The organism is Pseudofrankia sp. EUN1h (assembly GCF_001854645.1).
GTDB lineage: Bacteria > Actinomycetota > Actinomycetes > Frankiales > Frankiaceae > Pseudofrankia > Pseudofrankia saprophytica.
Map to the genome: position 1 here is coordinate 47,157 of NZ_MBLN01000079.1, position 16,637 is coordinate 63,793.

The following is a 16,637-nucleotide window of genomic DNA, read 5'->3' on the forward strand; positions in this document are numbered from 1 at the left end:
CGATGCCCCACATCCGACGGCGCCGACCTCCACGTGCGGGACGGTGGGAGGGGACGAACATGAGAGTTCTGAACCGGATCCTGCGCACCTATGCCACCCAGCCACTCTCGGCCCGGCGCGCGATGCGGGTCATCATCGCCGCGACGACGCTGACCGTGCTCGTCGGTGGTGTCGTCATCCGGGTCGTCGACGCACGAAGCGTCCCGAACGTCGGGATCGGTATGTGGTGGGCGCTGCAGACCGTCACCACGGTGGGATACGGGGACGTCGTGCCGGGGACGGCGGCCGGCCGGCTCATCGGTTCGTTCATCATGCTCGAGTCGATCGCCTTCCTCTCCATCGTGACCGCCTGGGTCACGTCCAGCTTCGTCCGCCGCGCCCAGATCGAACGGATACCGGCGGAGAGCACCGCCCGTCCCGCGGTCGCCGGGGATCCGCGCGACCCCGACGTCGAAGCGCTGCTCCGCACGATCGACGCCCGGCTGAGCCGCATCGAAAGCGCCCTGAACCATCACCAAGAGTGATCATTCTGTCTGGCCCCGGTCGGCTGGTCGGCTGCCGGCCGCGTCGACGCGGGACCGTAACGGTCCAGTCATCTCGATGAAAATAGATCCCATCAATATTTGGCCATGAGATCGGGAGGCGCCGAGCCGCAGGGCCAGGGGTTGGCGGTGATCGATGTCGGCGGTATTGAGTCAGGTAATGCCACCGCGCTGGCCGACGTGGCCGCCCGGGTCGACGCCGCCTGCGCCACGACCGGCTTCTTCGTCGCTGTCGGTCACGGAGTCGATCGGACCCTCACCACGGCCGCGCTCACCGCCGCGGGCGACCTGTTCGGGTCCGGCGCCGCCGTCAAGGACGGTCTGCGCCTCGACTGCCCGCCCGGCGTGCAACGCGGCTACTACGGCCTGGGCGCCGAAGCCCAGGCGCTCGCCGCCGCGCCCACGCCCGGCCCCGCCCGGACCGCCGGTCCGGCCGGTCCGGCCCATCTGGCCGTGCCATCGGATCCGGGCGACCCGGCGCCGGAACCGCCGGACCTCTCCGAGACCTTCGCGATCGGCCCGGAGCCGCCCGTCGACGCGGGGCCGTTCACGGCCGGCAACATCTGGCCGCGCCACCTCCCCCACTTCCAGCGGACCTGGATCGCCTACCGGCGGGCCATGGAGCTCTTCGCGCACCGTCTGCTGCGCGTGGGCGGGCTCGTCCTGCGCGACGACCCGTACGCCTTCGACGCCCTGGTGACCCGCCCGATCGGCACCACCCGGGCGAACCACTACCCGGCGCTCGCCACCCGCCCCGAGACCGGTCGGCGGCGCGGCGGCGCGCACACCGACTACGGGACGCTCACCATCCTGGCCGTCGACGGCCACCCCGGCCTGGAGGTCAAGGTCGGCACGACCTGGGTTCCGGTCACCTGCCCACCGAACGGACTCGTCGTCAACGTGGGCGACCTGCTCGCCGTGCTGAGCGGGGCACGGTGGCGTTCGGCCTGGCACCGGGTCGCGGTGCCGGCCGGCGAGCCGCCGTACCCGGCCCGCACAAGCATCGCCCATTTCCAGTTCCCGAACCACGACGCCGTGATCGATGGTGTCGATCCGGCCGGTCAACCCGTCTCCATCACCGCCGGCGCCTATCTGACGACAAAACTCGCCCAGCTCGGCCGGGTCGCGCCACGCGCCACGACCGGGCACCACCGCAACGAGGTGACTGCATGACCGCCGCCGCGAGCACGGCCAGCACCACCGTGGACGACACGACAGCCACCACGGCCAGCACCGCCTCCGCCGACACCGCCTCCCCCAGCACCCCGACGGGCGTCCCGGCCGTCGCCGGGAAACCCGCCGCCGTACCCTCTCCCCGAGCCGCCGCCAGCCCCGGGATCAGCTTCACCGCCGTCTCCAAGACCTTCAGCACCGGTCGCCGAGGAGCACTGCGAGCCCTCGACGAGGTCGGCTTCGAGGTCGCCAGCGGCGAGTTCGTCTCCCTGCTCGGCCCGTCCGGGTGCGGGAAGTCGACGGCCCTTCGGATGGTCGCCGGCCTGGAGGCGCCGTCCGGCGGCGAGGTCCGCGTGCTCGGACGCCCGCCCGCCGAGGTCGTGTCCGAGCACCGGCTCGGGATCGCCTTCCAGGATCACGCCCTGCTGCCCTGGCTGGACGTGCGCGGCAACATCGCGCTGCCGTTCCGGGCGGTCGGCCGCCGCGTCGACCGGCAGCTCGTCGACGAGCTGATCGAGCTGGTCGGCCTGACGGCGTCGGCCGGGTTGCGCCCGCGCGAGCTGTCGGGCGGGATGCGCCAGCGGGTGTCGATCGCGCGCTCGCTGGTCCTGCGGCCCGACGTGCTGCTGCTGGACGAGCCCTTCGGCGCCCTGGACGCCGTCACCCGCCGCCGGCTCAACCTCGAGCTGCAGCGGATCTGGGCGCAACGGCGGATCACGACCCTGATGGTCACGCACGCGGTCGACGAGGCGGTGCTGCTGTCCGACCGGGTCGTGGTGATGAGCGCCCGGCCGGCGCGGGTCGTCGACGTCGTCACCGTGCCCTTCGACCGCCCGCGCGGCCTGGAGCTGCTGACCGATCCCACCTTCCACGAGCTGGAGGACCGGCTGACCCGCGCCCTGCTCACTACCGAGGCCGACGACGCTCGGACTGGCGCCGCCGGTCCAGACACGGAGGATTCATCGTGACCGACACMCGGCCGCAGACCGAGCAGCCACCGTGGGAGCGGCTCGCCGCCACCCTCGAACCGTGGCTGGTCGAGGTGCCCGCCGGCGCGGCCGCCGCCGAGGAGGCCGCCGGCGACGAGCTCGCCCGCATCTTCGACGAGCTCGGGTTCGTCCTGGTCCGCGGCGCGCTGCGCGAGGCGGAGGTCGACGAGCTCGACGCCGAGCTGGTCCGGCTGCACACCGCCCTCATGCGGGGAGAGCTCGACCCGCGGCACGGCGCCGCCGAGCTGGAACCACCCGGCGAGGTGCTCGTCGACGGGCTGCCGTTCCGCAACTACGTCGTCTACGTGACCCAGGCCTCGGCGCTGGTCGACCGTATGATCCGCGGCTCGCTGATCGGCTCGCTCGCCCCGCGCCTGCTCGGCGGCGACTCCTTCTTCTACGACTACGACCGGCACGGCGTCATGTACCTCGACGCCCGCGGCGCCTCGCTCTACAAGGGCCTCGTCTGGCACCCGGACTTCGAGTCGACGCCGAACATGCCGATCTGGCCGGCGGTCGCGTTCACCGTCAACCTGGACGACACCTCGCCGGAGAACGGCTTCCTGCGGATGCTGCCGGGCAGCCACCGGACCCCGCCCGCGAACCGCCCGGAGCGGTACCGCAAGGTGCCGGGCGAGGTYGCGGTCTACTGCCAGCGCGGCGACCTGCTGTTCCACCACAGCCACCTGTGGCACGCGGCGAGCCGGCCGAGCAACGACGAGGCGATCCGCCGGCACGTGCGCGGCAAGTGGTGCTCCGGTGCCCCCATCGAGGCCGGCGCCTGGGACGGCCGGTTCGACAACTCGGCGACGCGGGCCAGCGGGCGCTGACATGGCGGTCCTCAACGTCGAGCGGTACGGCGACCCGGCCGGGCCGCCGTTGCTGGCGATCCACGGGATCACCGGCCACGCGCGTCGCTGGGAACGGCTCGCCACCGAGGGGTGGCCGGCCCGGCGGACCCTCGCGGTCGACCTGCGCGGGCATGGCTTCTCGCCGTGGGAGCCGCCGTGGTCGCTCGACCAGCTCGTCGACGACGTCCTCGACACCCTGGACGACCTCGGTGCCGGGACCGTCGACCTGGTCGGCCACTCCTACGGCGGCGCGGTCGGGCTGCGCCTGCTGGCCCGGGCGCCCGGGCGGCTGCGCCGGCTCGTCCTGCTCGACCCGGGCATCGCCCGGCCGTCGGCGCTGATGGCGGCCGAGGCCGAGGGCATGCTCGCCGCCGACGGCTGGCCGGACCTCGACGCCGCGATCGTCGCCCGCAGCGCGGGCTGGCTGAGGTCCTCGCCGGACAGCACGGCGCTCGCCGGGTCGCTGCGGGTCGGCGCGGCCGCGCAGCTCGGCGGCGTGCATCCCGCCGTCCGCACCGAGATCGAGCATCACCTGTTCGAGGGTGCCGACGGCCGGTACCGGTTCCGGTTCAGCCGGCCCGCGGTCATCGCGGGGCTGGGTGAGCTGTGCCGCCCGGTGCCCGAGATCCCGACGGCCCGCCCGACGCTGGTCGTCGTCGCCGGGCAGGCCGGCGTGGTCACCCCCACCCTGCTCGCCCAGCTGCGCCGACAGCTCGGGGACCAGCTTCTCGTCACGACCCTCGACTGCGGCCACATGGTCGCCTGGGAGCGCTTCGAGGACACCACCTGCCTGGTCGACACGTTCCTGACCGACGCCCGCCCCGATCCGGACGAGCCGCGATGAGGCCAAGGAGCCACCCTTGTTCGATCTTCTGATCGTCGGCGGCACCCTCGTCGACGGCACCGGAGCGCCACGCCGGCCCGCCGACGTCGCCGTCACCGACGGGCGGGTGGTCGCCGTCGGCGACCTGCGCGGCCAGCCGGCCCGCCGGACCGTCGACGCGTCCGGCCGGGTCGTCGCGCCCGGCTTCATCGACCTGCACACCCACTACGACGCCCAGGCGTTCTGGGACCCGACGCTCAGCCCGTCGCCGCTGCACGGGGTGACCACCGTCGTCGGCGGCAACTGCGGGTTCACGATCGCCCCGCTGTCGGACGACCCGGCCGACGGCGCCTACCTGATGCGGATGCTCGCCCGGGTAGAGGGAATCCCGCTGGAGACCCTCCAGCAGGGGGTGCCGTTCGACTGGCGCTCGACCGCCGAGTACCTCGACCGGCTGGACGGGACGCTCTCCGTCAACGCCGGGTTCATGGTCGGGCACTCGGCGCTGCGCCGGGTCGTCATGGGCGGCCAGGCGCTGGAACGCGCCGCGACCGACGCGGAGATCACCGCGATGCGCGAGCTGCTCGCCGACGGCCTGCGTGCCGGTGCCCTGGGCTTCTCGTCGTCGTGGTCGCGCACCCACAACGACGCCGAGGGGGGCAGGGTGCCGTCCCGGGTGGCGACCAGGGAGGAGGTGCTCGCGCTGTGCGAGGTGTGCCGGGACTTCCCCGGCACGTCGCTGGAGTTCATCCCGCACGTCACCGCGTCGTTCGACGAGGAGATCCTCGACCTGATGGCCGCCATGTCGGTGGCCGCGCAGCGCCCGCTCAACTGGAACGTGCTGCCGGTCACCGCCGGCACGGCCGGTGACGCCACCGCGAAGCTCGCCGCCGGCAGCCACGCCGCCGAGCGCGGCGGCCGGGTCGTCGCGCTGACCGCGCCGATGACGACCGCGCTGCGCCTCAGCTTCCACAGCGGCTTCATGCTCGACGCGATCCCCGGCTGGGCGGACGTGCTGTGGCTCCCGCACGACGAGAAGCTGCGCGCGCTCGCCGACCCATCGGTGCGGGCGAGGCTGCTCGCCGGCGCGGCCAGCGCCGACAACCCCCTGCCGCACATCACCGACTGGGACCGCAAACAGATCCTGGAGGTCTTCGATCCGGCGCTGCGACCGGCCCTCGGGCGGACCGCGGCCGAGCTCGCCAGCCAGGCGGGCACGACGGCGTTCGACGCGCTGCTGGACGTCGTCGTCGCCGACGACCTGCGGACCGCGTTCGGCTCCGTCGTCGAGGAGAGCGCGGCCGACTGGGCGGCGCGGGCGCGGGTCTGGCGTGATCCGCGGGCCGTCGTCGGCGCCTCCGACGCCGGCGCGCACCTCGACCTGTTCGCGTCCTTCCAGTACACGACGGTGCTGCTGGCCGAGGGCGTCCGCGAGCACGGCGTCATCTCACTCGAGGAGGGCGTGGCGATGCTGACCTCGGTGCCGGCCGACCTGTACGGCCTGGTCGGGCGCGGCCGCCTCACGGTCGGCTCCTGGGCCGACGTCGTCATCCTCGACCCGGCGACGGTGGGCTCCGGCCCGGTCCACACCCGGTTCGACCTGCCCGGCGGGGCGGGACGGCTGTACGCCGAGGCGACCGGCATCGACCGGGTGCTGGTGGGCGGCGCCGACGCCGTCGTCGACGGGGAGTTCACCGCCGCCCGCGCCGGTGCCCTCCTGCGCGGCGGCAGGGACACCAGGACGGTGGCCCTTGTCTGAGAAGCTGAGCCGGCTGTCGCGCGCCGCCCGCCCGTTCCTGTTTCCGGTGCTCGGCACAGTCGTCTTCGTCGTGCTCTGGGAGTGGACCGGGCKGGCGGGCACCTTCGGGAAGACCTGGCTTCCCCTCACGACCATCCTGGACGAGTTCGACCGGCCCGGCCGCTCCGAGCTGATCAGCCGGGCGGCGAGCGCGACGTTCCGCCGGGCCGCGAGCGGCTTCGGCTTCGGCTTCGCGCTGGCGGTCGCGGCGGCATCCCTGAGCTCGATGGTCCCGCGGGCGCGCAGCGCGATCGGCGGAGCCGCGATCGCGCTGAACTCGATCCCGTGGATCGCGCTCGCGCCACTGCTGATGATCGTCGTCCCGCGGGACCAGACCCCGGTCGTCATCGCCGGGCTCGCCGTGTTCTTCCCGGCGTTCGTGACGGTCAGCGCGGGGCTCGCCGGCGGGTCGCGGCAGCAGGAGGACCTGCTCGGCGCGCTGGGTGCGCCCCGTTTTCGACACTGGCTGCTCGTCCGGCTGCCGAACGCGGTGCCCTCGCTCGTCCTCGGGGTGAAACTCGCGCTCCCGTCGGCGATCATCGGCGCGGTGTTCGGGGAGTGGTTCGGAGCGAGCCGGGGGCTCGGGCTGCTGCTGCTCACTTCGATGCAGAACTACCGGCCGGCCCTGCTGTGGGCCGTCTGCCTGCTCATCGCCGCGGTCACGATGGTCACGTACGGCCTGCTCAGCCTGGTCGAGCGGGGCGTGGAGCACCGGTTCGCGCTGCGCGCCACCGACACCGCCGCGCTGCCGGCCCGCTCCCGCGCCGGCTGGCGCGGGCTGGTCGGCTGGCTCGCGTTCGTCGTCCTCGCGGTCACCGGCTGGGCGGTCTACGTCGACGCGAGCGGGGTCAGCCCGCTGCTGGTCCCGGCGCCGGGCACGGTCGGCGGCGAGCTGGCCGACACGCCGGGCCTGTTCCTGCGCAGCGCGCTGTTCACAGTGCGCCTCGGGCTGTCCGGCTGGGCGATCGGGCTCGCCGTCGGCGCCCTGCTCGCGATCGCCACCTGGTGGTCGGGTCTGCTGCGTGGCCTGCTGACCCCGATGGTGATCGTCGCGAGGACCGCGCCGACGCTGGCGCTGCTGCCGGCCGTCGCGGCGGTGATCGGCTACAACGACTGGAGCATCATCGCCATCTGCGTGCTGATCTCCTTCTTCCCCGCCTTCGCCTACACCCTCAAGGGCCTGCGGATGTCGGCGGACGGCGCCCTGGACCTGCTCGCCGTCGTCGGCGCGCCGCGCCCCCGTCGGTTCCTGTTCGTCGTCCTACCGGCCTCGCTGCGCGACATGGTCGTCGCCATGCGGCTCACCRCCGGCGTCTGCGTGATCGCGGCCGTCGTCGGCGAGTACCTGATCGGCCAGCGTGGGCTCGGCCGCCTGTTCGCGGACGCGATGGGGCGTCAGAACATCGGCCGGGCCTGGGCGGTCGCGCTGTCGATCGTCGTGCTGTCGATGGTCGCGTTCGGTGTCGCCGACCGGATCGGCCGAGCGGTCTCGGCCCGGATGTCCTGAGCCGGGCGATCTCAGCCCGGATGTCCTGACCCGAATGTCCTGACCGGGCGCCGCCGGGCGCCCCACTCTCCCGCCTACCCACACGCCCGAATATTGATCTGATCAATTTCACTCTCGTCAGCGAAGGAACCAGACAATGGCCAAGTCCGGGGCGGTCTCGTCCGCCCAGCTTTCCCGCCGGTCCCTGCTGCGTCGATCCGCCCTGTTCGGCGGGGCCGCGCTGCTCGGACCGACGGTCCTCGCCGCCTGCGGCGACGACTCCTCGTCGGGGTCGACCGCGGCCGCCGCGTCGGCCGGCACCAAGGTCAGCACCGTGTTCTCCTGGGTCAAGAACGTCGAGTGGGCGGGTTTCTGGGTCGGCGACGACCAGGGCTACTACGCCGACGAGAACATCGCGCCGGACTGGATCGGCGGCGGTCCGAACGCGCCGGAGAACGTGCAGGTCCTGGAGGCCGGCAAGGCCGGGATCGGGCTCGCCTCCGACACCCTGAAGATCATCGACGCGGCGGCGCAGGGCGCGGATTTCGTGATGTTCGCGGCCACCCTACAGGAGTCGCCGGTCGGCTTCGCCTGGTTGGACCCGAACATCAAGAGCATCAAGGACCTGGTCGGGAAAACGCTCGGCGGGGACAGCTCCTCGCCGTCCATGATCGACGCCTGTTTCAAGGTGAACGGTATCCCGAAGGACTACAAGTTCATCCAGATCGGGGCCGACCCGGCGCCCCTGGCGAACGGCCAGGTCGACGCCATCCTGTGCTACACGACGAACCAGGTCAGTGTGCTGGAGGCGCAGGGTCTCAAGGTGTTCTCCGCGACCCTCACCGAATTCGGCGTGCCGCTCTACGCCGACGCGCTCATCGCCAAGCGCAGTTTCCTCGACGCCAACCACGACGCCGTCGTCAGGTTCCTGCGGGCGACGATCAAGGGGCACGAGAAGAACATGCAGGACCCGGAGCTGGGCGCCCATCTGTCCGCCGAGAAGTACGGCGTCGATCTCGCGCTGGACTACGAGGGCCAGCTCACCGAGAACAAGAAGCAGATCAAGCTGTGGGTCAGTGACGTGACCCGCAAGAAGGGCATCCTCTGGATGGACAAGGACTACATCTCCGGTCCGGTGTACGCCGGGATCCGCGCGGCCGGCCGTACCGAGCTTCCCGACGTGAACAAGCTCGTCGATCTCTCGTTCCTCACGGAGGCATACGACGGGAAGACGTCGCTGCTTTCCGCGTGACGACATCGGGGTTACAGGAGTCAGAGGAGCCACGGTGGGCCGCGGGTGTTCGCGCCCGGGCCGCCCGGCGGCCGGATCATGGCGGGTATGTTCGCCGGAGTCCATCCGCGCCGGGGGCACCGTCGGAAGGGGTGAGGTGTGGGCGACACCAGGACCGAGCTGAGCGCTCAGGTCGGCGTGGCGATCCGGCGTCGACGCAAGGCGCTGGAGCGGACGATGCAGGACGTGGCGCAGGAGGCGGGGCTCTCGCAGCCGTTCCTCTCGCAGATCGAACGGGGTCTTGCCCTGCCCAGCATGCGGTCGCTCGACCGGATCGCCCACGCGCTCGGCACCAGCGCGCTGTCGCTGCTGTCCAGTGGCCAGACCGGCGGCCAGGCCGACGTCGTCCGGGTCGCCGAGCGGGTCGGCCTGGTGCAGGACGAGCTCGACCCCGGCTCGAACGCCTCGGCCCTCACCCCGGCGAACCGGCAGCTGAGGGCGATCGAGTTCACCGGCGGCTGGCGGGAGTTCCAGCCGTACTCGGTCCATCACAACGACGAGTTCGTTCTCATCCTCGCCGGTGAGTACGTGGCCGACGTCGACGGGAAGCAGTACGAGCTAGGCCCCGGCGACGCCGTGTCCTATGCCGGCGGGACACCGCACCGGTACCGGATCGTCGGCGCCGGCCCGCACCGGTTCCTCGCCGCCATCGTCGGCGACGAGTTCGACGTCGTCGCGCGCGGCGACCAGCTGGCAAGCCTGAGCACGCCCGCCTCCCGCGCGATCAACAGGTCCTGCGGCGACCTTTCGCACTAGGCATCCTTCGCGCTAGGCAACCTTTCGCGCCAGGCGACCTCTCGCGTCGGGCGGCGCCGATTCTGGGCGGCTGATCCCAGGAGTCCCACCGTGCCCGGACGTCGCGCGCGCCGCGACGTCCGGGCACGGCCGACAATCGTGAACCGAGGTAGCACCTGTGCACGTTCACACCCACCTCTACACGGACGGCGACTGGCTCGACCCACTGGGCGACGCCACGATCGACGTCATCTCGCCGTACACCGAGGAGATCGTCGGAAGGGTTCCGGACGGGACGCCGGCCGACATCGAACGGGCGGTCGCCGCCGCGCGGGCCGCGTTCGACACCGGCCCGTGGCCGCGCCTCCCGGTCGCCGACCGCGCGGACCTGCTCGACCGCGCCGCCGACCTGCTGGAACGGCGCGGCGCCGAGGTCGGTGCGCTCATCATCGCCGAGATGGGCTCCCCTGCCTCGTTCGTCGCCGCCGGCCAGGTACCCGCTCCGATCGCGTTCCTGCGCGCGGCGGCGGCGCTGGCCCGGGAGTTCCCGTTCGAGGAGCACCTGGGCGAGGGCGGACGCACCCTGGTCCTGCATGAGCCGGTCGGCGTCGTCGCGTGCGTCGTCCCGTCGAACTTCCCGCTGCTGCTCGCCGTGGCGCAGGTCGCGCCGGCGATCGCCGCCGGCTGCTGCGTCGTGCTCAAGCCGGCCCCGGAAAGCCCGCTGGACACGTACGTGCTCGCCGAGATCCTCCGGGAGGTGGGGCTGCCGCCCGGTGTCGTCAACATCGTCCCGGGTGGCAGCGTCGCCGGCACCCACCTGGTACGCCACCCGCAGGTCGACAAGGTCGCGTACACGGGCAGCGCCGCCGTCGGCCGGCAGGTCGCCGCCTGGTGCGGCGAGCGCCTGGCGCGGGTGAGCCTGGAGCTGGGCGGGAAGTCGGCCGCGATCATCCTCGACGACGCGCCGCTGGAGCGCACCGTCGCCGACCTGCTGCCGATGGCGTTCCTGAACTCCGGCCAGGCGTGCGTCGCGCAGACCAGGATCCTCGTCTCGCGGCGGCGCCATGACGAGTTCGTCGACGCGTTCGCGGAGGCCGTCGCGGCGATGACGGTCGGGGACCCGGCCGACCTCGGCACCCAGATCGGCCCGCTGCTCGCCAGGCGCCAGCGCGACCGGGTCGAGGGCTACCTCGACATCGGCCGGGACGCCGGCGCGAAGATCGTGACCGGGGGTGGCCGGCCGGCGTCGCAGCCGCGCGGATGGTTCGTCGAGCCCACGCTGTTCGTGGGCGTCGACAACAGCATGCGGATCGCCCGGGAGGAGATCTTCGGTCCGGTGGTCTGCGTGCTCGACTACGACCACCCCGACGAGGCCGTCGCGATCGCCAACGACTCGGAGTACGGCCTGTCCGGCTCGGTGTGGACGGCCGACGTGGCCGCGGGCGTCGACATCGCCCGCCGGGTGCGGACCGGCATGGTCAGCGTCAACGGCGCGTTCCAGTCACCCGACGCGCCGTTCGGCGGCTTCAAGAACTCGGGCATCGGCCGCGAGTGCGGTACGGCGGGCTTCAGCCTCTACCTGGAGACCAAGTCCGTCGGCCTTCCTCCCTTGGACTGAACCACGCCCGCCGTGCCCAGCGGGCCGGAACTCACCCCACCGGCCTCTGGACACGGCGTACGGCGACCGGCGCCGGCAGCCGGCTGGTGGGCGAAAACCCATCCTCCCGCCGCCGGCGGCGCCCATCTCCATCAGAACGCGTGCCCGTTTCACGGAGGTTTCCTGTCCGGCCATGTTCGTTCGCCGAACGACCTCCGGGCGGTATTAGATCCGAAACAATGATCGTGCGACCATCGAGGATGTGGGAGACATCGACCGGCCACGGCGAACCGATCAGAGGAGTTCCGCGGCCACCGTCCGGGACGAGCTCACCGCGCCGACATTGTCACTGCGCGGACTAACCGAGTCGGGTTCGGCGTTCGCCTCCATCGTCGCCGCGGTGGACGCCGCCTGCCAGGGCGCCGGCTTCTTCTGCGTCGTCGACCACACCGTCGCGCCGTCGCTGATGGCCGACGCGATCAGCGCCTCGGCGCGGTTCTTCGACCTGCCCCAGGAGATCAAGGAACGCAGTCGGGCGCGCAGCCATCCGACCCTTCGGCGCGGCTATGTCCGGCTCGGCGGCGAGAGCCAGGCGGCCACGGCCGCGGTGACACCGATGATGGCAGCCGGGACGCCACCATCCCGGCTGGATACGGGCCACGACGAGGGCGAGGAGGCCGGCGCCGCCGGCACCGCCCGCGTGCCGGATCTTTCCGAGACCTACTGCCTGGCCCCGCACGGCGGATCCACCCACCCGGGCCCGTGGTCGGCCGCCGATGTGTGGCCGGACCATCGCGTGGCGTGGTTCCGGGCGGCGCTCGAGCCGTTCCGGGCCGCGGTCGACGGGTTGGGCCGGCAGTTGCTGCGGGTGTGCGGAGCCGCCCTTCGCGACGATCCGAACGCGTTCGACGAACTCTTCCGACAGCCGCTCGGCGGGCTGCGCGTGAATCACTACCCGGCATTCGACGGCCCGCCGAAACCGGGTGTCTGGCGGGCTGGTCCGCATACAGACTATGGGTTCTTCACGCTCGTCGCGGTGGACGGCCAGCCTGGTCTGGAAATTCTCCGGAACGGAACCTGGCTACCTGTCGACGTCCCGGCCGGTGCATTCGTCGTCAACGTCGGCGATCTGCTCGCGGCAACCAGCGCCGGCCGCTGGAACAGCACCTGGCACCGGGTGGTCGCACCGACGGGGCCCGGCCCCCAGCCGGCCCGGACGAGCCTCAGCTACTTCCAGTACCCCGACCACCGGGCCCCGGTCGCCGCTCAGTGCCAGACCACCGCCACCGCAGCGGGCACCACCGCCGCGGGAACCGCGGGATGGACCGCGGGCGACTACCTCGCGGCGAAGATCGGACTGCTGTTCGGCACCGGGGACACCGACACCGTCAGCGCATCAGACCGTCGATGACGAGGTCGAGAGCGTCCATCATCTCCGCGCGGGCCGTCTCGGTGTCGGCGGCGCGGGCGATGTAGAGGGCCGCCTCGTCGCTGGCGCCCATGAGGACGTGGGCAAGCGGGCCCACCGGTTGTTGCCGGATGCGGCCGATCTCCATCCCCCACGAGAGCACGTCCCTGATGAGGCCGAAGACGTGGCGCTGGCACAGTTCCCGCCACTCGGCCCAGCCCAGCACCGACGGGCCGTCGAGCAGCACGATCCGGTGGACCTCCGGCTCGACGCAGATCCGCAGCCAGGCACTCGCCGCCAGCCGCATCGCCTCGATGGGGTCGTTCGAGCCCGCGTCGGCGACCTCGCTCGCGAGGCGGGCCGCGACGTCCGCCTCGACGGCCTCGACGACCGCCGCGAACAGGGCGGTCTTGTCGACGAACTGGTGATAGAGCGCCCCACGGCTAACCCCGGCCGCGGCCACGATCGCCTCCGTCGCGACCGCGGCGAAGCCCTCCGCGGCGAACAGCCGCCGGCCGGCGGCCACCAGCGCCGCCCGCGTCGCCGCGGACCGGTCCACCTGACGGCGCCGGGCGGGCTTCGGCTCTGGGCCTGGCATCTCCGGGCTTGGCATCGCGGGCACAGCCAGATTCTCCCCCCTTCTGGACCGTTGTTTTACATACAGGCTGTCGGTATGTTCCTTCGTGTGGAAGCCTCACCTCCCCTCGAAGTCATCGATCTCCCCCAGGGCCAGGTCTCCTACCGCGCGGCCGGGCCACAGGCATCGGACCGGCCGCCGGTGGTCTTCCTGCACGGCCTCCTCGTCGACGGCCGGCTATGGGCCGCCGTGGCCGACCTGCTCGCCCAGCACGGCGTGCGCAGCTACGCGCCGGCCCTGCCCCTCGGCGCCCATCCGGCGCCGATGCGTCCCGACGCCGACCTCACCCCACGCGGCGTCGCCCGCCTCGCGCTCGACCTGATCGCGGCCCTCGACCTGCGGGACGTCACCCTCGTCGGCAACGACACCGGCGGCGCGATAGCCCAGTTCGTCCTCGACACCGACCCGGCCCCCATCGGCCGCGTCGTGCTCACCAACTGCGACGCCTTCGACGCCTTTCCCCCGCCGCCCCTCGTGCCGCTGATCCGCGCCCTTCGCCACCCGGCGCTCGTCGCGGCGATGGCCCCCGGGCTCCGGTCGGCTCGGCTGCGGCACGGGCGGTTCGGTTTCGGCCCCCTGGCGAGCCAGCCCTTCGACCCCGAGCTGACCGGAAGCTGGGTCAGGCCGCTTGCCGACGGGAGGATCCGCCGCGACCTGGCCAAGGTGGCCCGCGGCATCGATCCGAACGACCTGCTCGACGTCTCGACCCGGCTCAAGCAGACAGCCGGCCCGGTGCGCGTCCTCTGGGGCGACGACGACGGTTACTTCCCCGTCGACCTCGGTCGGCGCCTGGCCGGTGCCTTCGCCGACGCGACCTTCGAGACCGTCGCGGGCGGCCGGACGTTCCTCCCCCTCGACCACCCCGACCGAGTAGCCGCCGCCATCCTCGCCACGACCTGAGACGAGGCCGGCGATCACGTCGCCCACCTCGTCGCGGGGCCGGCGGCGTTCAGGAATCCCTGGGCGCCCGCGGCCGAGCTGTCGGCGGAGAACCGGCAGGTGACCCCATCTCCGGACGCCCGCCTGGCCGGATCCGGCGCCGGGTCACACCGGTAGGCCGGCCTCCAGGTGGCCGAGTGCCTGGTCGACGAGGTCGGGCAGGTCCGCGTCGGAGTTCTCGGCCAGGGCCGGCAGGGTCGCGAGCATGGCACCGATCGCGCTGCCGGCGACGGTGCGCACGGCGAGGTCATCCCTCGGGCGGCCCACCCGGTCGGCTATCGCGTCGGCGAGCAGGAGCATCGCCTGGGAGATCTGGTCGAGCATGGCGGCGCGTAGGGCGGGCTCGGCGACGATGAGCGAGGTGCGCTCCTGTACCGCCCGCCGCTGGTCCGGGGTGAGCAGGTCGAACTGCAGGCGGATCGCCGCCCGGATCGCCTGGATGGGCGTGAGCTCCGCGGGCTGGTTCTGGAAGGCCTCGATGATCAGGGGGTCGAGGTCGTCGTGCAGGACGACGTCCTCCTTCGTGCGGAAGTAGCGGAAGAACGTCGTCTCCGACACCTCGGCGGCGTCGATGATCTGTTCGACGGTGGTGGCCTGGTAGCCCTGCTCGTGGAACAGCCGCAGGGCGTGGGCCTGGATGGTGGCTCGTGTCCTGGCTTTCTTGCGTTCTCGCAGGCCGGGTGTGGCCGGGTCAGTGCGCGGCGGCATCGGCCGTCCCTTCCTCGATCGACTGGCCGGACTCCGTTCTACGGGATCGCCGGCCGGGAAGGAGGGCCAGGGCCGCGAACGCTCCGAGCGTGGCGATCGCGGCCGCCGCCAGGAACGCGGCGCTCATGCCGTCGACGAACGCCGTCCGGACCGCCTGTTCCAGTCCGGGCGCACCGGCTGCCCGCGCGGCGGCCGTGCCGTCGTAGAGGCTCCGGTGCGCGGGCGCGGCCACCGCCGTCGGCAACGCGGCGTCGCCGAGCCGGGCGTGGTAGGCCGCGACGAGGACGCTGCCGGTGATCGCCGTGCCGAGCGGGCCGCTCGTCTTGTTGAACGCCTGCACGACGGCGGACTCGGTGCCGCTGCGTTCAGCCGACAGCCCGGCCAGCGCCGCCGCGGTCGACGCGGACAGGGCCAGTCCTGTGCCCGCGCCGACCAGTGCCGTCCAGCCGGCCGTGAACGCGAGGCCGGAGGTGGGCGCGGAGGCGGCCCCCACGGCGAGGCCACCGGCCAGGAGCAGGAATCCCAGCGCTGTCACCGACCGCGCGGGGACCGCCGACGCGAGCCGGCCGGCGAGCCCGGCGCCGACGACCATGCCGGCGATGAGCGGGAGCAGGCGCAGGCCGCTGCCGAGGGTGCCGGTTCCCTGCACGCCCTGGAAGTACTGGGGCATCGTGAACAGCACGCCGATCATCGCCAGGCCCGCGACCGCGGCCAGCGCCGATCCCCACAGGAACGGGCCCGGCCGCAGGAGCCGTGGGTCGACCAGTGGCCGGCCGGTGGGCAGCCGGCCGAGCCGGTGCTCCCACCAGACGAACCCGGTCACCACTGCGGCTCCGACGGCCGTCGACAGCACCGCGTCCGGGCTGCCCCAGCCGCGCTCCCCGGCCCGCACCAGGCCATAGATCACCAGTGCCAGCCCGGACGCCGACGCCGCCGTGCCGACCGGGTCCAGCCCCGGCCGTTCCGTCGACCGAGACTCCGGGATCAGGATGAAGCCGATCACGGCGGCGAGCACGACGACCGGCACATTGAGCAGGAACACCCAGCCCCACCAGAACCGCGACAGCATCCAGCCGCCGAGGATCGGGCCGAGCGGCAGGGCAAGGAAGGTCACGGCCTGGTAGATCCCCACCGCCTTCGGACGTTCCTCCTCGTCGAACAGGACGACCAGGGCCGACAGCGCCATCACCGTGATGCCGGCGCCGGCCAGCCCCTGGAACAGCCGTCCCGCCAGGAACGCCCCGATCGATTCCGCGGTGGCGCAGAGGACGGACCCGAACGCGAACACGGCCAGGGACGCGAGCAGGACGCGGCGGCGGCCGAACCGGTCACCCGCCAGGCCGACGGGCAGCACGGCCGCCGCCAGTACGAGCAGGTAGCCGGCGGAGAACCAGACGAGGTCCGACTGCGACGCGCCCAGTGCCGTCGACAGCGTCGGCTGAGCCACCGACAGGACCGTCCCGTCCAGCCCGACGGCGAGCACGCTCAGGTTGACCGCTCCCAACGCCCACCACCGCCGCGTCCCCGGTCCACGCATGCGACAGCCTCCTCCTAATAAATGCTTCCTCCAAAAGAAGGTAACACCCATTTTTGGGAGGACGCCAAGCGAGCCGTCGCCGGGTCGAAAGGCCGCGCCAAGCGGGCCGCAAGGACGGCGGTT

General features: G+C 72.6%; 15 protein-coding genes. 12 read left to right on the top strand and 3 right to left on the bottom strand.

All coding sequences use genetic code 11. The features are described from left to right. Nucleotides 1-59: 59 nt before the first annotated feature. From BCD49_RS32195 to BCD49_RS32245, 11 genes are all read left to right on the top strand, one after another. The gene (locus BCD49_RS32195; protein WP_007511945.1) at nt 60-524 is read left to right on the top strand and encodes a potassium channel family protein; all 465 of its coding nucleotides are present in this window, start codon (nt 60-62) and stop codon (nt 522-524) included. Nucleotides 525-629: 105 nt separating this feature from the next. Then, nucleotides 630-1,715 (top strand): 2OG-Fe(II) oxygenase family protein, encoded by a 1,086-nt coding sequence (locus BCD49_RS32200; RefSeq protein ID WP_007511943.1) that lies wholly within the window; start codon nt 630-632, stop codon nt 1,713-1,715. Next, nucleotides 1,712-2,683, top strand: a complete 972-nt coding sequence (locus BCD49_RS32205; RefSeq protein ID WP_007511942.1) for an ABC transporter ATP-binding protein — start codon at nt 1,712-1,714, stop codon at nt 2,681-2,683. Before BCD49_RS32200 ends, BCD49_RS32205 begins: the two co-directional genes overlap by 4 nt. After that, complete coding sequence (locus BCD49_RS32210) at nt 2,680-3,534, top strand: phytanoyl-CoA dioxygenase family protein (RefSeq protein ID WP_007511940.1); 855 nt, start codon at nt 2,680-2,682, stop codon at nt 3,532-3,534. The genes BCD49_RS32205 and BCD49_RS32210 overlap by 4 nt, the downstream gene beginning before the upstream one ends. A gap of 1 nt (nt 3,535) precedes the next feature. After that, complete coding sequence (locus tag BCD49_RS32215) at nt 3,536-4,399, top strand: alpha/beta hydrolase (RefSeq protein ID WP_007511938.1); 864 nt, start codon at nt 3,536-3,538, stop codon at nt 4,397-4,399. Between the two features lie 16 nt (nt 4,400-4,415). Then, nucleotides 4,416-6,137: an N-acyl-D-amino-acid deacylase family protein gene (locus BCD49_RS32220; RefSeq protein ID WP_007511936.1), complete on the top strand. Its 1,722-nt coding sequence runs from the start codon at nt 4,416-4,418 to the stop codon at nt 6,135-6,137. Next, on the top strand, nt 6,130-7,683 hold the full coding sequence (locus BCD49_RS32225) for an ABC transporter permease (protein ID WP_071042259.1): 1,554 nt from the start codon (nt 6,130-6,132) through the stop codon (nt 7,681-7,683). Before BCD49_RS32220 ends, BCD49_RS32225 begins: the two co-directional genes overlap by 8 nt. A 136-nt stretch (nt 7,684-7,819) precedes the next feature. After that, nucleotides 7,820-8,914 (top strand): ABC transporter substrate-binding protein, encoded by a 1,095-nt coding sequence (locus BCD49_RS32230; protein WP_007511932.1) that lies wholly within the window; start codon nt 7,820-7,822, stop codon nt 8,912-8,914. A 138-nt stretch (nt 8,915-9,052) separates the two neighbouring features. Next, complete coding sequence (locus tag BCD49_RS32235) at nt 9,053-9,709, top strand: helix-turn-helix domain-containing protein (RefSeq protein WP_007511930.1); 657 nt, start codon at nt 9,053-9,055, stop codon at nt 9,707-9,709. Nucleotides 9,710-9,866: 157 nt separating this feature from the next. Beyond that, nucleotides 9,867-11,306 carry an aldehyde dehydrogenase gene (locus tag BCD49_RS32240; RefSeq protein ID WP_007511927.1) on the top strand — a complete coding sequence of 480 codons (1,440 nt, stop codon included), beginning with the start codon at nt 9,867-9,869 and terminating at the stop codon, nt 11,304-11,306. Nucleotides 11,307-11,547: 241 nt separating this feature from the next. Next, complete coding sequence (locus BCD49_RS32245; protein ID WP_007511925.1) at nt 11,548-12,696, top strand: isopenicillin N synthase family dioxygenase; 1,149 nt, start codon at nt 11,548-11,550, stop codon at nt 12,694-12,696. Here the strand turns inward: BCD49_RS32245 and BCD49_RS32250 are convergent. Beyond that, the gene (locus BCD49_RS32250) at nt 12,674-13,306 is read right to left on the bottom strand and encodes a TetR/AcrR family transcriptional regulator (protein WP_083401836.1); all 633 of its coding nucleotides are present in this window, start codon (nt 13,304-13,306) and stop codon (nt 12,674-12,676) included. The genes BCD49_RS32245 and BCD49_RS32250 overlap by 23 nt on opposite strands. A gap of 60 nt (nt 13,307-13,366) precedes the next feature. Between BCD49_RS32250 and BCD49_RS32255 the strand changes: the two genes are divergently transcribed. Then, complete coding sequence (locus BCD49_RS32255) at nt 13,367-14,230, top strand: alpha/beta fold hydrolase (protein ID WP_007511920.1); 864 nt, start codon at nt 13,367-13,369, stop codon at nt 14,228-14,230. 144 nt (nt 14,231-14,374) lie between these two features. Here BCD49_RS32255 and BCD49_RS32260 read toward each other — a convergent pair whose 3' ends face one another. Together BCD49_RS32260 and BCD49_RS32265 are read right to left on the bottom strand one after the other, a co-directional pair. Continuing rightward, nucleotides 14,375-14,977: an acyl-CoA-like ligand-binding transcription factor gene (locus tag BCD49_RS32260; RefSeq protein WP_007511918.1), complete on the bottom strand. Its 603-nt coding sequence runs from the start codon at nt 14,975-14,977 to the stop codon at nt 14,375-14,377. Next, the gene (locus BCD49_RS32265; protein WP_007511916.1) at nt 14,961-16,514 is read right to left on the bottom strand and encodes a DHA2 family efflux MFS transporter permease subunit; all 1,554 of its coding nucleotides are present in this window, start codon (nt 16,512-16,514) and stop codon (nt 14,961-14,963) included. The genes BCD49_RS32260 and BCD49_RS32265 overlap by 17 nt, the downstream gene beginning before the upstream one ends. Between the last annotated feature and the right edge of the window lie 123 nt (nt 16,515-16,637).

What these genes read in the sequence shown, in the direction of transcription:
- BCD49_RS32195 (WP_007511945.1), top strand. Translation starts at nt 60, where the DNA reads ATGAGAGTTCTGAACCGGATCCTGCGCACCTATGCCACCCAGCCACTC.
- BCD49_RS32200 (WP_007511943.1), top strand. Translation starts at nt 630, where the DNA reads ATGAGATCGGGAGGCGCCGAGCCGCAGGGCCAGGGGTTGGCGGTGATC.
- BCD49_RS32205 (WP_007511942.1), top strand. Translation starts at nt 1,712, where the DNA reads ATGACCGCCGCCGCGAGCACGGCCAGCACCACCGTGGACGACACGACA.
- BCD49_RS32215 (WP_007511938.1), top strand. Translation starts at nt 3,536, where the DNA reads ATGGCGGTCCTCAACGTCGAGCGGTACGGCGACCCGGCCGGGCCGCCG.
- BCD49_RS32230 (WP_007511932.1), top strand. Translation starts at nt 7,820, where the DNA reads ATGGCCAAGTCCGGGGCGGTCTCGTCCGCCCAGCTTTCCCGCCGGTCC.
- BCD49_RS32250 (WP_083401836.1), bottom strand. Translation starts at nt 13,306, where the DNA reads ATGCCAAGCCCGGAGATGCCAGGCCCAGAGCCGAAGCCCGCCCGGCGC.
- BCD49_RS32255 (WP_007511920.1), top strand. Translation starts at nt 13,367, where the DNA reads ATGTTCCTTCGTGTGGAAGCCTCACCTCCCCTCGAAGTCATCGATCTC.
- BCD49_RS32260 (WP_007511918.1), bottom strand. Translation starts at nt 14,977, where the DNA reads ATGCCGCCGCGCACTGACCCGGCCACACCCGGCCTGCGAGAACGCAAG.
- BCD49_RS32265 (WP_007511916.1), bottom strand. Translation starts at nt 16,514, where the DNA reads ATGCGTGGACCGGGGACGCGGCGGTGGTGGGCGTTGGGAGCGGTCAAC.